The sequence below is a fragment of the Escherichia sp. 93.0816 genome (assembly GCF_013368855.2).
In the GTDB taxonomy this organism is placed as follows: domain Bacteria; phylum Pseudomonadota; class Gammaproteobacteria; order Enterobacterales; family Enterobacteriaceae; genus Escherichia; species Escherichia ruysiae.
Map to the genome: position 1 here is coordinate 118,256 of NZ_JABWNC020000008.1, position 14,186 is coordinate 132,441.

Below are 14,186 nucleotides of genomic sequence, written 5' to 3' on the forward strand. Positions count from 1 at the left end.
CCCGCCGGCAATTCGCACCATCATGGTGCGCTTGCACACATTAAATGCCGGAGAGCAGCCGTGAATGACGCTATCCCTCGCCCGCAGGCGAAAAGTCGTAAGTCGCTGACACCACTATTAGAAATCCGCAATTTGACCAAATCTTACGATGGTCAACATGCGGTCGATGATGTCAGTCTGACCATTTATAAAGGCGAAATCTTTGCACTGCTGGGCGCATCCGGCTGTGGCAAGTCCACACTGCTGCGTATGTTAGCAGGTTTCGAACAACCTTCTGCCGGGCAGATTATGCTTGATGGCGTCGATTTGTCACAGGTTCCGCCTTATCTGCGCCCCATCAACATGATGTTCCAGTCCTACGCGCTATTCCCCCATATGACCGTGGAGCAAAACATTGCCTTTGGTCTGAAACAAGACAAGTTACCAAAAGCGGAAATTGCCAGTCGGGTCAACGAGATGCTGGGGCTTGTGCATATGCAGGAGTTTGCCAGACGCAAACCGCATCAGCTTTCCGGTGGTCAACGTCAGCGAGTGGCGCTGGCCCGAAGCCTTGCCAAACGCCCGAAACTATTACTGCTCGATGAACCGATGGGCGCGCTGGATAAAAAACTGCGCGACCGGATGCAGCTTGAAGTGGTGGATATTCTGGAGCGTGTCGGCGTGACCTGTGTGATGGTAACGCACGATCAGGAAGAGGCGATGACCATGGCGGGGCGCATCGCGATTATGAATCGCGGTAAATTTGTTCAGATTGGCGAGCCGGAAGAAATTTATGAGCACCCGACCACGCGATATAGCGCCGAGTTCATTGGATCGGTCAATGTTTTCGAAGGGCTGCTTAAGGAACGCCAGGAAGATGGCCTGTTGCTTTATTCGCCTGGGCTGGTGCATCCGTTGAAAGTCGATCCCGATGCGTCGGTGGTGGATAACGTGCCGGTGCATGTGGCGCTGCGTCCGGAAAAAATCATGCTCTGTGACGAACCGCCTGCTGATGGCTGCAATTTTGCGGTGGGAGAGGTGACACATATTGCCTATCTCGGTGATTTGTCTGTTTATCATGTCCGTCTGAAAAGCGGGCAGATGATCAGCGCCCAGTTACAAAACGCCCATCGTTTTCGCAAAGGGTTACCGACCTGGGGCGATGAAGTTCGTTTGTGCTGGGAATCAGACAGTTGTGTGGTGCTGACGGTTTAAGGAGCAAAGATGAGTACACTTGAACCTGCTGCCCAGCCGGGCGGGTTAAAGCAGTGGCTTACACAGTGGCAAATGAAGCACGGGCGCAAACTGGTGATTGCGCTGCCGTATATCTGGTTGATTTTGTTGTTTCTGCTGCCATTTCTGATTGTCTTTAAAATAAGCCTGGCGGAGATGGCGCGCGCTATTCCACCTTATACCGAACTGATGGAGTGGGCTGACGGGCAACTTTCCATCACTCTTAATCTCGGTAATTTCCTGCAACTGACTGACGATCCGCTCTATTTCGATGCTTATCTCCAGTCGTTACAGGTGGCGGCGATTTCGACCGTTTGTTGCTTATTGCTCGGCTACCCACTGGCATGGGCAGTGGCGCACAGTAAACCTTCGACCCGCAATATCTTATTGCTGCTGGTGATCCTGCCGTCGTGGACCTCATTTTTAATCCGTGTTTACGCCTGGATGGGGATACTAAAAAACAATGGCGTGCTGAATAATTTTCTGCTGTGGCTGGGGGTTATCGATCAGCCGCTGACCATTCTGCATACCAATCTGGCAGTTTATATCGGCATTGTTTATGCCTACGTACCGTTTATGGTGCTGCCGATCTACACCGCCTTGATTCGTATTGATTATTCGCTGGTGGAAGCCGCGCTGGATCTCGGCGCGCGTCCGCTGAAGACTTTCTTTACGGTGATTGTGCCGCTTACCAAAGGTGGGATTATCGCCGGATCAATGCTGGTTTTCATTCCGGCGGTGGGTGAGTTTGTGATCCCGGAACTGCTCGGCGGCCCTGATAGCATCATGATCGGGCGCGTTCTGTGGCAGGAGTTTTTCAATAACCGCGACTGGCCGGTGGCCTCTGCGGTGGCGATCATTATGTTATTGCTGCTGATTGTGCCAATTATGTGGTTCCACAAATATCAGCAAAAAAGCGTAGGGGAACACGGATGAATAATTTACCGGTCGTTCGTTCGCCCTGGCGAATTGTGATTTTGTTGCTGGGCTTCACCTTTCTCTATGCGCCGATGCTGATGCTGGTCATCTATTCATTTAACAGTTCGAAGCTGGTGACGGTGTGGGCCGGTTGGTCAACGCGCTGGTACGGTGAGTTATTGCGTGATGATGCGATGATGAGCGCGGTCGGCTTAAGTCTGACGATTGCCGCCTGTGCGGCGACGGCGGCGGCGATCCTTGGGACTATTGCGGCGGTCGTGCTGGTACGTTTCGGGCGGTTTCGTGGATCAAATGGCTTTGCCTTTATGATCACCGCGCCGTTAGTCATGCCTGATGTGATCACTGGCCTGTCGCTGTTGTTATTGTTCGTTGCTCTTGCTCATGCCATCGGCTGGCCTGCCGATCGCGGTATGTTAACTATCTGGCTGGCGCACGTGACTTTCTGTACGGCTTATGTGGCAGTTGTTATTTCTTCGCGTCTGCGGGAACTGGATCGCTCCATTGAAGAAGCGGCGATGGATCTCGGCGCGACGCCGCTGAAGGTGTTTTTCGTCATTACACTACCGATGATCATGCCGGCGATCATTTCTGGTTGGTTGCTTGCTTTTACTCTGTCGCTCGACGATCTGGTGATCGCCAGCTTTGTTTCCGGGCCGGGAGCCACCACGTTACCGATGCTGGTCTTCTCCAGCGTGCGGATGGGGGTGAATCCGGAAATCAACGCCCTGGCAACATTGATTCTCGGCGCGGTCGGAATTGTCGGATTTATCGCCTGGTATTTAATGGCGCGCGCAGAAAAGCAGCGGATACGCGATATCCAGCGTGCAAGACGTGGCTGAAGACACTAAAATTTGCCAACCTGGCTACATAATGCCGCGCATGTCGCGGCATTGTTTTCATGGAAGACGAAACGTTGGGATTTTTTAAGAAAACATCTTCATCACATGCTCGCCTGAATGTGCCTGCACTGGTGCAGGTGGCGGCGCTCGCCATTATTATGATCCGTGGCCTCGACGTGCTGATGATTTTCAATACGCTGGGCGTGCGCGGTATCGGCGAGTTCATTCATCGCAGCGTACAAACCTGGAGTTTAACGCTGGTCTTTCTAAGCAGCCTTGCGCTGGTTTTTATTGAAATCTGGTGTGCGTTTTCGCTGGTGAAAGGGCGTCGCCTGGCGCGCTGGCTGTATCTGTTGACGCAAATCACGGCCGCCAGTTACCTGTGGGCAGCTTCGCTCGGTTATGGTTACCCTGAGCTGTTCAGCATTCCTGGTGAATCGAAACGTGAAATCTTCCATAGCCTGATGTTACAAAAGCTGCCGGATATGCTCATCTTATTGCTGCTGTTTGTTCCCGCCACCAGTCGGCGGTTCTTCCAGCTGCAATAATGTGTATAATCCTCGCCCCTGATGATGTGAAGGTCAATGTATGCAGTGCGCACTTTACGACGCGGGTCGCTGTCGCTCCTGTCAGTGGATAACGCAGCCGATTCCAGAGCAACTCTCCGCTAAAACCGCCGATCTTAAAAATCTGTTGGCCGATTTTCCGGTTGCGGAGTGGTGCGCGCCGGTGTCTGGTCCGGAACAAGGGTTTCGCAATAAAGCCAAAATGGTGGTGAGTGGTAGCGTTGAAAAACCACTGCTCGGAATGCTACACCGCGACGGTACGCCAGAAGATCTTTGCGACTGCCCGCTTTACCCTGCCTCATTTGCGCCCGTTTTTGCGGCGCTAAAACCGTTTATCGCCCGTGCGGGGCTGACGCCCTACAACGTGGCGCGCAAGCGTGGCGAACTGAAATATATTCTGCTGACTGAAAGCCAGATGGATGGCGGTATGATGCTGCGCTTTGTACTGCGTTCTGAAACCAAGCTGGCGCAACTGCGTAAGGCGCTGCCGTGGTTACAGGCGCAACTGCCACAGCTAAAAGTCATTACCGTCAATATTCAGCCAGTGCATATGGCGATAATGGAAGGGGAGATGGAGATCTACCTGACCGAACAGCAGGCGCTGGCAGAGCGTTTTAATGACGTGCCGCTGTGGATCCGACCGCAAAGTTTCTTCCAGACAAATCCGGCGGTCGCCAGCCAGCTGTACGCCACCGCGCGTGACTGGGTGCGGCAATTGCCGGTAAATCATATGTGGGATCTGTTCTGCGGCGTTGGCGGTTTTGGTTTGCATTGCGCAACGCCAGAAATGCAGTTAACGGGGATTGAGATTGCGCCAGAAGCGATTGCCTGTGCGAAACAATCTGCTGCTGAACTGGGTCTAACGCGTCTGCAATTTCAGGCGCTGGACTCCACTCAGTTTGCCACCGCTCAGGGTGAAGTGCCGGATCTGGTGCTGGTTAATCCACCGCGTCGCGGCATTGGTAAACCGCTGTGTGATTATCTCTCGACGATGGCACCGCGTTTTATTATCTACTCAAGCTGTAACGCCCAAACGATGGCGAAAGATATCCGCGAACTGCCAGGATATCGCATTGAGCGGGTACAGCTTTTCGATATGTTCCCCCACACCGCACATTATGAAGTGCTGACGCTGCTGGTGAAGCAATAAAAAAGCCGCATCTGCGGCTTTCTGAATCTTACTGCGGGAACCACTGATCGCTGATTTTCTGATATGTACCGTCTGCTTTAACGGCTGCCAGTGCCTTATTCAGTTTCTCCAGCAGAGCTTTGTTATCCGGACGTACAGCGATGCCCAGACCGGTGCCGAAGTACTGCGGATCGGTTACTTTCTCAGTCGCAACGCCCAGTTGCGGATTGGTTTTCAGCCACTCATTAACTACCGCTGTATCACCAAATACCCCATCAATACGACCATTTTTCAGGTCGATAAATGCATTCTGATAACTGTCATAAGAGACGGTTTTCACTTCCGGATGCTGATCCTGAATGTATTTCTGGTGGGTAGTGCCGTTTTCCATACCAATACGTTTACCTTTCAGGTCGGCAAAAGTCTTATAGGTATCTTTTTTGGCAATCACGACGGCTGAGTTTTCGTAATAGGGGGTGGTAAAGGCTACCTGCTTGCTACGTTCTGGCGTGATGTCCATCCCGGAAATCACTGCGTCATATTTTCTGAATTTCAGTGACGGGATCAGGCTGTCGAAAGCGTGATTAGTAAAAGTACATTCTGCCTGCATTTGTTTGCATAACGCCTTTGCCAGATCGATATCAAAGCCGACGATCTGGTTGTTTGCATCCATCGATTCGAATGGCGGATAAGTGGCAGAGACGCCGAAATTGATTTTCTCTGCGGCAGAAGCGCCGAATGCACAGGATGCAAGTAATGCGGCAAGAACTAGCTTTTTCATGATGGAACTCCCGTCTGTCAATCTTATGATTATTAGCCGTGTCTGCGGCATGGATTTACAATGCCATCAAATGAATTTGTATGCAATAAATATGATTAAATAGTTTGCGAGAGATAAAAAAAGACGGACAACTTAGTGGGTTGTCCGTCTTCATTATAAGGATTTATGCACTATGTACGCCGCATCCGGCACAGGCACCGTGCAGGTGTCTGATGCGACGCTGGCGCGTCTTCTCAGACCTACAAAACCCCCCAGCGAATGTGTACGCAGTCACATTAATTCCGACGTTCAAATGCCAGTGCTTTACGCTCAATCAGACGCATCATCAGCGTCAGCAGGCCGTTGACGACGAGGTAAATAATCCCCGCCGCGCCAAACACCATTACGTCGTAGGTGCGTCCGTACAGTAACTGGCTGTAGCCCATCACTTCCATTAGCGTAATGGTGTATGCCAGAGAGGTACTTTTGAACACCAGCACCACTTCGTTGGAATAGGAAGAGAGCGAGCGTTTAAAGGCATACGGCAGGAGGATCGCCAGCGTATCTTTTTTGCTCATTCCCAGCGCGCTACAGGACTGCCATTGACCTTCCGGGATCGCGCGAATCGCCCCGTAAAACAGTTGCGTGGTATACGCCGCACTGTTCAGCGACAACGCAATTAGCGCACACAGCCACGGTTCCGATAGCAAATGCCACAGCGCCGGATACTCCTGCAATGTCGGGAACTGACCCGGTCCGTAGTAAATCAGGAAGATCTGCACCAGCAGCGGCGTACCGGTAAACAGCGTGATATAGCCACGCACCAGCCACACCAGCACCGGCGTTTTCAGCGTCAGGATGATGGTAAAAATCAACGCCAGAATCAGCGCCACAATCAGCGAGGCAACCGTCAGCGTCAGGCTGGTATGCAGCCCTTTCATCAGTTCGGGTAAATACTCAAGCATCAGCCAGGTCTCCGCTCAAAACGTGTCGCGCGCAGGTCAATGCGTTTGAGAATGTACTGGCTCAACAGGGTAATCACCAGGTAAATCGCCGCCGCCACAATGTACCAGGTAAACGGTTCCTGGGTACGGGTGGCGATGCTTTTGGTTTGCAGCATTAAATCATTCACACTAATCAAACTGACCAGCGCGGTATCTTTCAGCAGTACCAGCCACTGGTTGCCGAGACCAGGCAGCGCATGACGCCACATCTGCGGCATCACCAGACGGAAAAAGATAGCCGATTTCGACAGCCCCAGCGCCTGACCCGATTCCCACTGACCCACCGGCACCGCTTTCAGTGCGCCACGCAGAGTTTGCGAAGCATAAGCGGCATACAGCAGTGACAGAGCGATAACACCGCAAAGGAACGGGCTAACGTCGAAGTTCTCAATGTCCATCTGCACCGGGATCTGCACGAATCCAAGATTGATGGTGAAGCCATCCGCAAGCGTCAGCAGTAACTGCGAGGAGCCAAAGTAGATAAACAGCACCACCAGAATTTCTGGCAGGCCGCGTAGAATCGTCACCAGCGCCGAACCTGCCCACGCAACAGGGCGCCATTTTGCTGACTCCCATACTGCAAAGAACATCGCCAGCGCCAGTCCGACAATCAATGCACAAACGGCAAGGCCGACGGTCATCCCGGCGGCGCTTGCTAAAGGAAAAAATTCATTCATCAGGAATTACTTCTGGAACCATTTGTTGTAGATGGTTTCGTAAGTGCCATCTTTCTTCACTTTTTCCAGCGCAGTATTAAATTTCTGCTGCAGTTCAGTGTTGCCCTGACGTACTGCGATGCCGAGGCCAGTACCGAAGTAATCTTTATCGGTCACTTTGTCGCCCACAGCCGCCAGTTTTGGATTATCTTTCAGCCATTCGGTTACCACTGCGGTGTCACCGAATACGCCGTCAATACGCCCGTTTTGCAGATCCAGTTTCGCGTTCTGGTAGCTGTCATACGGCACGGTAGTGATTTCCGGGTGCTTATCCATAATGAATTTCTGGTGTGTTGTCCCGTTCTGCACACCGACTTTCTTGCCTTTCAGCTGATCAACGCTGGTGTATTTACCTTGCTGACCCACAAACAGGGCGGAGTTGTCATAGTACGGAGTGGTGAACAGCACCTGTTTTTCACGCTCTGGAGTGATATCCATACCTGCCATAACGGCGTCCACACGGCGGAATTTCAGACTCGGGATCAGGCTGTCAAATGCCTGGTTGGAGAAGGTACAGGTTGCATCAATCTCTTTACACAGCGCCTGTGCGAGGTCGACGTCAAAACCGACGATCTGGTTATTCGCGTCTATAGATTCAAACGGAGGATAGGAGGCTTCGGTAGCAAAACGAATGGTTTCGGCAGCTGTGGCGGAAAGACTAAAACCTGCAATTAACGCGGCAATCAGAACTTTTTTCATTGTCGTTATCCCGAATCTTTAGTGAGAGAGATAGTTTTTAAATGCTTCGGTTTGCGGCTCGGTAAAGCAGCGCGCGTCGCCTTGTTCAACGATGTGACCGTTTTCCATATACACCACACGGCTGGCGGTTTTACGCGCCACTTCAACTTCATGGGTGACGATCACCTGGGTAATATTGGTCTCCGCCAGCTCACGAATGATGCTGACGATCTGTGCCGTAATTTCCGGGTCCAGCGCGGCGGTCGGTTCATCAAACAGCAGTACTTGCGGCTCCATCATCAGCGCACGGGCAATAGCAACACGTTGTTGCTGACCACCAGAAAGGTGCAGCGGGTAACGATCGCTATAAGGTTTGAGACGCAGACGCTCAAGCAGTTTTTCTGCGCGAGCCAGCGCCTGATCTTTACTCAAGCCGAGTACGCGGCATGGCGCTTCGATCAGGTTTTGCTGCACGGTGAGATGCGGCCACAGATTGTATTGCTGAAACACCATGCCGACGTTGCGACGCAGGTCGCGAATCGCTTTGTCAGACGGTGCTTTGGTGAAATCGAAATGGTTGCCTGCAATGTTGAGCGTACCGGAGCGCGGCATCTCAAGCAGATTGAGTACACGCAGCAGCGAGCTTTTCCCCGCGCCGCTGGGGCCAAGTAACACCAGCGTTTCGCCCTGCGGGCAATCCAGCGTGATATCGAACAGCGCCTGGTGTGCGCCGTAGAAGCAATTAATGCCGTTTAATTGAATACTCATTGACACTCGTATACTGGCAGTCTGATAGCTATTGAGGTCGAAGATAGTACCTTTGACAGAATAATTATGCAATATTTATGCTTTAAAAGTTAAAAGCAAAGCGCATTATTCAATAAACATAGCACAAAATAACGGGGGCGCTGTTCGGCGAGCATAAATGTCGGCATTCCTCACAGAATGCCGGACAATTTATAGGGGTTATAATCTAATCAAGGGATTAACGGTTCTCAATGGACTGGCGTAATGTCCCCGCTTTGGCGTGAACGCTGCCACCTAAATAGCGCACATCGTCGATGACCCAACACTGGCCTTCCTGAATCATCAGTACTTCATCCTGCCAGCTCTGGTCGCCTTGTTTTAGATCCACGCGCAGCGGAATATTACGTGCATCGCGATTCGGGATGGTAGAAGCACTGGCGACGCGGGCGCTGTCTGGCAAGGTGGTACGGCTGGAGAAGGGATCGCTGCTTAACAATTCACGTTGGTTGTTATTGCGGCTGGCATCGCTGAGCAGTGCCGCCAGTTTGTCACTCAAGTACGGACGCAGAGCGGTAATGTCGTTACTGCGATGTTGAATACGGTAGTCATAGAATTGCTGAGCCACGCTGTCAGGGCCGCCCTGGACGCAAGAACCAGTGCGGGAGCCGTTGTCTTTATAGGCTGGCGTGACGGTGGTGCAAGCACTGAGTAACAGTGCGCAAGGGATAAGCATGGTCAATTTGCTGTAGCGCATAATGATTTCCTTATAAGCGAACACCTTGAAAGCGTTCTACGATAATAATGATATCCTTTCAATAATAGCGTATCAGTCCGATAATGCTTTTGAGATCGAAGGCTTAGCATACAAGGAGATCGATCATGCAATTTTCCACAACCCCAACACTTGAAGGTCAGACCATCGTTGAATATTGCGGTGTGGTGACGGGCGAAGCGATTTTAGGCGCCAATATTTTCCGTGATTTTTTTGCCGGTATCCGCGATATCGTCGGCGGTCGTTCAGGGGCTTACGAAAAGGAACTGCGCAAGGCACGAGAAATTGCGTTTGAAGAATTAGGTTCCCAGGCACGGGCGCTGGGAGCGGACGCAGTGGTCGGCATTGATATCGACTACGAAACCGTCGGGCAAAACGGCAGTATGCTGATGGTCAGCGTCAGCGGAACGGCGGTGAAAACGCGTCGATGAAAAGAGTTTTCTGGCTGGTTGCGGCGATCCTGTTACTGGCAGGGTGCGCAGGCGAAAAAGGCATTGTCGAGAAAGAGGGATACCAACTCGATACCCGACGCCAGGCGCAGGCGGCATATCCCCGTATTAAAGTGCTGGTGATCCACTACACGGCGGATGATTTCGACACGTCGCTGGCGACGCTGACCGATAAAAAAGTCAGCTCGCACTACCTTGTGCCAGCCGTGCCGCCGCGTTACAACGGCAAACCGCGTATCTGGCAACTGGTGCCGGAGCAAGAACTGGCCTGGCACGCGGGGATTAGCGCCTGGCGCGGGGCGACGCGGATTAACGACACCTCTATTGGCATTGAGCTGGAAAATCGCGGCTGGCAGAAATCAGCGGGGGTGAAATATTTTACGCCGTTTGAACCAGCGCAAATTCAGGCGCTCATTCCTCTGGCGAAAGATATTATCGCCCGCTATCACATCAAACCAGAAAACGTGGTGGCACATGCGGATATTGCCCCACAGCGCAAAGACGATCCTGGTCCACTGTTCCCGTGGCAGCAACTGGCGCAGCAGGGGATTGGTGCCTGGCCCGATGCATCGCGCGTTAGCTTTTATCTGGCCGGGCGCGCGCCGCACACGCCGGTAGAAACCGCATCGTTGCTGGAGCTTTTAGCACGCTACGGCTATGACGTAAAACCTGAAATGACGCCGCGCGAACAGCAGCGAGTGATTATGGCGTTTCAGATGCACTTCCGCCCGACGTTATATAACGGCGAAGCGGATGCAGAAACTCAGGCGATTGCCGAAGCGTTGCTGGAGAAATACGGTCAGGATTAGCGCGGCAGTTTTCCGTGGTCGCGCAGCCAGGCGGCAGTTTGCTCAATACCTTCATTTAGCGTGATGATCGGCTGATAACCTAACTCTTCCTGCGCACGCGTAATATCCAGCGTAAAGTCAAAATTCAACTTGGAGACGCCGTAATGGGTCAGCGGCGGCTCTTTTGCTGACTTGCGTCCTAAACGCTCCATACTGCGGGCAATCATATCCAGCATTGGGTAAGGCACCGACCGGATACGGCAATCAATGTTCAGTTCGTCGATCAGTTTCTGCACGATGCTGCGCAGAGTGCGATGTTCGCCGTTGGTAATGTTGTATGTACGACCAGAAGGCAATTTATCGCACGCTTCCTGACTCGCCAGCCACATAGCGTGCACGGCATTTTCATAGTAGGTCATATCGACCAGCGCGCTGCCGCCGTGGGGTAACAGGATGCTGCCGTAGTGGTGCATCATATGCGCCAGACGGGGAATAAAAACTTTATCGTGCGGGCCGAACAGACTTTGTGGGCGCAGAATAGTAAAGCGCGTCTGTGGGTTGGTCTGCGAAAGCATATTGATCACTTCTTCGCTGGCGGCTTTGCTGCGGGCAAATTCGTTGGCGAAGCGGTGAGGGCGAAAATCTTCTTTGATATCGCGATGGTGGTGATAGTCGAAGTACAGGGAGGGTGAAGAGATATGAATAAAATTACGCACGCCCCAGGCGACAGCCCATTCGCCCAGGCGGCGAGTGGCGCGAACGTTTGCCAGATCGAAAGCCTGCTGCGTTCCCCACGGCGAGGTAAAGCTGGAACAGTGCCACAGTGTATCAATGCCCGCGAGCATTACCTTCGCCTGCGATGAGACCAGCTCGGTCAGATCCGCATGGACAAACTCTGCACCTATTTTTTCCAGCAATTTGCCCATCGCTTCGTTGCGACCGGTTGCTCTCACACTGATGCCTTTCCGGCATAAAAACTCAACCGCGTTTCGACCTAAACCGCTGGTGGCGCCGGTAACCAGTACCTTCATATCATTCCACTGTTGTTGATAAAACGACGAGCGCATTCTTCCGTGATTTCCTCCTTGATGCAATGGGAAACGTGAAAGAATAACGCAGGTTTTTTTCGATTAATCTGTGCTTTGTTCTGCCAGTCTGGCGATTCGTTTTGCCATGCCGCGAAAAATAAACAGATGCGCGGGGATCATCAGTAGCCAGTAAAACAACCCTGGCATACCGTGAGGATGCCAGAAGGCGCGTACATCAATAGTGCGATAGTCGCCTTTATCTTCCAGCGTAAAACACAGTCGCCCAAGTCCTGGCGCTTTCATGCCAAATAACAGGGTAAGTTGTTTTTCCGGCTCGACGACAATCACTTTCCAGCTATCCACCGCATCGCCCGTTTGCAGATATTCCCGTGCTGGGCGACCTTTCGCCAGTTTGTGACCTATCGCGCGATCCATTAGCGCCCGGGTCTGCCACAAAATATTGCCAAAGAAATAACGCTCTTTACCGCCGATTTGATTCACCACCTGCCATAAAGCCTGAAGGCTGGCGGAAGTTTTAACGGTAAACCCCGCCTGTTTGGCGAAATAACCGTATTCTGGTCGCCAGCGGGCAAAAGCCTGAGCGTCGTATCCCCAGTCGCTGGAGTTAACCAGTTTTTCTTCTTCTTTCAGGGTGCGACGTACCGCGTCATCGAAGGCGATCAGCGGTTGTGGGATGAGCGCGCGTAACGCGGTGTCATCCGCCAGCAGATCGTGTTTCAGCCCCTGAATCAACGCTTTGGCAGTAGTAGAGGGAACGGAGGTAATCACATTGAGAAACCACACCGAAATCCAGCGGGTGGGGAAGGGGACTGGAATCAACCAGCGATGTTTACCGCTCACCGCCATAAAATGTTCAAACTGCTGCTGATAGCTGAGCACTTCTGGTCCGGCGGCTTCGAATACCCGATGTTCGCTGGCCGGATGGTCCAACAGCGCCACCAGATAGTGCAGCAAGTTTTCCAGCGCGATGGGCGTGGTACGTGAACGTACCCAGCGTGGCGGCGTTAACACTGGCAGGTTGTAAACCATATCACGCATCACTTCGAACGCCGCTGACCCGGCTCCGACGATAATTCCGGCACGCAATTCGGTAACCGGTACATTAGCTTCACGCAAAATATCCGCCGTGGCCTGGCGGGCGCGCAGATGATCCGATTGCTCATGTGGCGGGGCTTGCAGTGAACTGAGAAAAATTAATTGATTAACCGGCACTTCGCGCAGCGCATCGCGGACGTTGAGAGCCACCTGGCGCTCCTGCGCGATAAAATCGCCACCTTCGCCCATGCTGTGCACCAGAAAATAGACGGTATCGATATCCTGCAACAGGGCCGGAAGATTATCCGGCCAGCTAAGATCGACTTTATGGCAACTGACATTAGCCAGTTGCAGCTTCGAAAGTCTGTCGACGTGACGTGCCGCCGCCAGAACCTGATGCCCCTGCTGGCTGAGTGTGCGCACCAGATGCTGACCAATGTAGCCACTGGCACCGAGAACTAAAATGCGTTGCGGCACGTCTCTCTCCTTAACGCGTCAGGAAAGCGCGCCAGTGGGCGGCGACTTCAGCCAGTTGCTCGCGCGAGACGTCAAGATGCGTCACCAGGCGGACAATCGGCGAGGCGTTAATCAGCACGTTTCGCGCTTTCATGTATTCGCCTAACGCGGCGGCATTTTCTTCCCCGACGCGGACAAACAGCATATTGGTGTCCTGACGCATGACATCGGCACCTGCTTCACGTAGCTGTTCTGCCATCCAGGCGGCGTTATCGTGGTCTTCCTGCAACCGTGCGACGTTATTTTTCAGGGCATACATTCCGGCGGCAGCCAGAATCCCGGACTGGCGCATCCCGCCGCCGGTCATTTTCCGCCAGCGGATGGCGCGTTTAATGTAATCACGATTGCCGACCAGTAACGAACCGACTGGCGTACCAAGACCTTTCGACAGACAAATGGTGAACGAATCACAATATTGCGTGATCTCTTTCAGTTCGCAGCCGTAAGCCACTACGGCGTTAAAGATGCGCGCACCGTCAACGTGTAATGCCAGATTACGCTCGCGGGTAAATTCCCATGCTTGTTTCAGGTATTCACGCGGCAGCACTTTGCCGTTGTGGGTGTTTTCAAGACTGAGTAATTTGGTGCGGGCGAAGTGAATATCGTCGGGTTTGATTTTCATCGCCACTTTATCCAGCGGCAGCGTGCCATCAGCAGCAGCGTCGATGGGTTGCGGCTGAATACTGCCCAGCACCGCAGCGCCACCGGCTTCAAACAGATAATTATGCGCCGCCTGACCGACAATATACTCTTCGCCGCGTTCGCAGTGACTGAGCAGAGCGACCAGGTTAGCCTGGGTGCCGGTCGGCAGAAAGATGGCGGCTTCTTTACCGGAAAGCTCTGCGGCGTAGTCCTGCAAAGCATTAACGGTAGGGTCGTCTCCGTAAACGTCGTCCCCTACCGGGGCGGCCATCATCGCTTCGAGCATGGCGCGGCTCGGTCGGGTTACGGTATCACTGCGTAAATCAATCATGGCATGTCCTTATT

Annotated in this window: 16 protein-coding genes; 7 read left to right on the forward strand and 9 right to left on the reverse strand. The window is 52.8% G+C overall.

What is annotated here, in order from left to right; translation table 11 throughout:
* The first annotated feature begins 60 nt into the window (after nucleotides 1-60).
* From potG to rlmC, 5 genes are read left to right on the forward strand one after another with little or no spacing between them, the layout of a single operon-like run.
* Nucleotides 61-1,194 carry a putrescine ABC transporter ATP-binding subunit PotG gene (gene potG, locus HEM79_RS11370; protein WP_016159000.1) on the forward strand — a complete coding sequence of 378 codons (1,134 nt, stop codon included), beginning with the start codon at nucleotides 61-63 and terminating at the stop codon, nucleotides 1,192-1,194.
* Between the two features lie 9 nt (nucleotides 1,195-1,203).
* A complete protein-coding gene (gene potH / locus HEM79_RS11375; RefSeq protein ID WP_016158999.1) occupies nucleotides 1,204-2,148 on the forward strand; it encodes a putrescine ABC transporter permease PotH in 945 nt (314 codons plus the stop codon).
* On the forward strand, nucleotides 2,145-2,990 hold the full coding sequence (potI, locus tag HEM79_RS11380) for a putrescine ABC transporter permease PotI (protein WP_001061658.1): 846 nt from the start codon (nucleotides 2,145-2,147) through the stop codon (nucleotides 2,988-2,990). The genes potH and potI overlap by 4 nt, the downstream gene beginning before the upstream one ends.
* 59 nt (nucleotides 2,991-3,049) lie before the next feature.
* Nucleotides 3,050-3,538 carry a YbjO family protein gene (locus tag HEM79_RS11385; RefSeq protein WP_000389254.1) on the forward strand — a complete coding sequence of 163 codons (489 nt, stop codon included), beginning with the start codon at nucleotides 3,050-3,052 and terminating at the stop codon, nucleotides 3,536-3,538.
* 40 nt (nucleotides 3,539-3,578) lie between these two features.
* Nucleotides 3,579-4,706, forward strand: a complete 1,128-nt coding sequence (gene rlmC / locus HEM79_RS11390) for a 23S rRNA (uracil(747)-C(5))-methyltransferase RlmC (protein ID WP_176242809.1) — start codon at nucleotides 3,579-3,581, stop codon at nucleotides 4,704-4,706.
* A gap of 28 nt (nucleotides 4,707-4,734) precedes the next feature.
* On the opposite strand, the gene artJ is transcribed toward rlmC, so the two are convergent.
* The 6 genes from artJ to HEM79_RS11420 form a co-directional block, all read right to left on the reverse strand.
* Complete coding sequence (artJ, locus tag HEM79_RS11395; RefSeq protein WP_010349646.1) at nucleotides 4,735-5,466, reverse strand: arginine ABC transporter substrate-binding protein ArtJ; 732 nt, start codon at nucleotides 5,464-5,466, stop codon at nucleotides 4,735-4,737.
* 275 nt (nucleotides 5,467-5,741) lie between these two features.
* On the reverse strand, nucleotides 5,742-6,410 hold the full coding sequence (artM, locus tag HEM79_RS11400) for an arginine ABC transporter permease ArtM (RefSeq protein WP_000895401.1): 669 nt from the start codon (nucleotides 6,408-6,410) through the stop codon (nucleotides 5,742-5,744).
* A complete protein-coding gene (gene artQ, locus HEM79_RS11405) occupies nucleotides 6,410-7,126 on the reverse strand; it encodes an arginine ABC transporter permease ArtQ (protein WP_001001680.1) in 717 nt (238 codons plus the stop codon). Before artQ ends, artM begins: the two co-directional genes overlap by 1 nt.
* 6 nt (nucleotides 7,127-7,132) lie before the next feature.
* Nucleotides 7,133-7,864 carry an arginine ABC transporter substrate-binding protein ArtI gene (artI, locus tag HEM79_RS11410; protein ID WP_000756564.1) on the reverse strand — a complete coding sequence of 244 codons (732 nt, stop codon included), beginning with the start codon at nucleotides 7,862-7,864 and terminating at the stop codon, nucleotides 7,133-7,135.
* Between the two features lie 18 nt (nucleotides 7,865-7,882).
* On the reverse strand, nucleotides 7,883-8,611 hold the full coding sequence (artP, locus tag HEM79_RS11415) for an arginine ABC transporter ATP-binding protein ArtP (RefSeq protein WP_176242810.1): 729 nt from the start codon (nucleotides 8,609-8,611) through the stop codon (nucleotides 7,883-7,885).
* A 217-nt stretch (nucleotides 8,612-8,828) separates the two neighbouring features.
* Nucleotides 8,829-9,344, reverse strand: coding sequence for a lipoprotein (locus HEM79_RS11420; protein ID WP_176242811.1), 516 nt, complete (start codon nucleotides 9,342-9,344; stop codon nucleotides 8,829-8,831).
* Nucleotides 9,345-9,469: 125 nt separating this feature from the next.
* On the opposite strand from HEM79_RS11420, the gene HEM79_RS11425 reads away from it, so the two are divergent.
* Complete coding sequence (locus tag HEM79_RS11425; protein ID WP_001160737.1) at nucleotides 9,470-9,793, forward strand: heavy metal-binding domain-containing protein; 324 nt, start codon at nucleotides 9,470-9,472, stop codon at nucleotides 9,791-9,793.
* Nucleotides 9,790-10,620: an N-acetylmuramoyl-L-alanine amidase AmiD gene (amiD, locus tag HEM79_RS11430; protein WP_176242812.1), complete on the forward strand. Its 831-nt coding sequence runs from the start codon at nucleotides 9,790-9,792 to the stop codon at nucleotides 10,618-10,620. The genes HEM79_RS11425 and amiD overlap by 4 nt, the downstream gene beginning before the upstream one ends.
* Here amiD and HEM79_RS11435 read toward each other — a convergent pair.
* The 3 genes from HEM79_RS11435 to ltaE all read right to left on the reverse strand — a co-directional run bounded on the left by HEM79_RS11435 (nucleotide 10,617) and on the right by ltaE (nucleotide 14,172).
* A complete protein-coding gene (locus HEM79_RS11435; RefSeq protein WP_024191085.1) occupies nucleotides 10,617-11,630 on the reverse strand; it encodes an NAD-dependent epimerase/dehydratase family protein in 1,014 nt (337 codons plus the stop codon). The genes amiD and HEM79_RS11435 overlap by 4 nt on opposite strands.
* A 99-nt stretch (nucleotides 11,631-11,729) precedes the next feature.
* Nucleotides 11,730-13,160 carry an SDR family oxidoreductase gene (locus tag HEM79_RS11440; protein ID WP_176242813.1) on the reverse strand — a complete coding sequence of 477 codons (1,431 nt, stop codon included), beginning with the start codon at nucleotides 13,158-13,160 and terminating at the stop codon, nucleotides 11,730-11,732.
* 10 nt (nucleotides 13,161-13,170) lie between these two features.
* Entirely contained in the window at nucleotides 13,171-14,172 is a 1,002-nt protein-coding gene (gene ltaE, locus HEM79_RS11445) for a low-specificity L-threonine aldolase (RefSeq protein ID WP_176242814.1), read from the reverse strand.
* Nucleotides 14,173-14,186 lie beyond the last annotated feature (14 nt).

Coding starts and splice junctions, on each gene's coding strand:
- HEM79_RS11420 (WP_176242811.1), bottom strand. CDS start 9,344: ATGCGCTACAGCAAATTGACCATGCTTATCCCTTGCGCACTGTTACTC.
- artM (WP_000895401.1), bottom strand. CDS start 6,410: ATGCTTGAGTATTTACCCGAACTGATGAAAGGGCTGCATACCAGCCTG.
- HEM79_RS11425 (WP_001160737.1), top strand. CDS start 9,470: ATGCAATTTTCCACAACCCCAACACTTGAAGGTCAGACCATCGTTGAA.
- artQ (WP_001001680.1), bottom strand. CDS start 7,126: ATGAATGAATTTTTTCCTTTAGCAAGCGCCGCCGGGATGACCGTCGGC.
- rlmC (WP_176242809.1), top strand. CDS start 3,579: ATGCAGTGCGCACTTTACGACGCGGGTCGCTGTCGCTCCTGTCAGTGG.
- potI (WP_001061658.1), top strand. CDS start 2,145: ATGAATAATTTACCGGTCGTTCGTTCGCCCTGGCGAATTGTGATTTTG.
- artI (WP_000756564.1), bottom strand. CDS start 7,864: ATGAAAAAAGTTCTGATTGCCGCGTTAATTGCAGGTTTTAGTCTTTCC.
- potH (WP_016158999.1), top strand. CDS start 1,204: ATGAGTACACTTGAACCTGCTGCCCAGCCGGGCGGGTTAAAGCAGTGG.
- artP (WP_176242810.1), bottom strand. CDS start 8,611: ATGAGTATTCAATTAAACGGCATTAATTGCTTCTACGGCGCACACCAG.
- artJ (WP_010349646.1), bottom strand. CDS start 5,466: ATGAAAAAGCTAGTTCTTGCCGCATTACTTGCATCCTGTGCATTCGGC.
- HEM79_RS11385 (WP_000389254.1), top strand. CDS start 3,050: ATGGAAGACGAAACGTTGGGATTTTTTAAGAAAACATCTTCATCACAT.
- amiD (WP_176242812.1), top strand. CDS start 9,790: ATGAAAAGAGTTTTCTGGCTGGTTGCGGCGATCCTGTTACTGGCAGGG.
- ltaE (WP_176242814.1), bottom strand. CDS start 14,172: ATGATTGATTTACGCAGTGATACCGTAACCCGACCGAGCCGCGCCATG.
- HEM79_RS11435 (WP_024191085.1), bottom strand. CDS start 11,630: ATGAAGGTACTGGTTACCGGCGCCACCAGCGGTTTAGGTCGAAACGCG.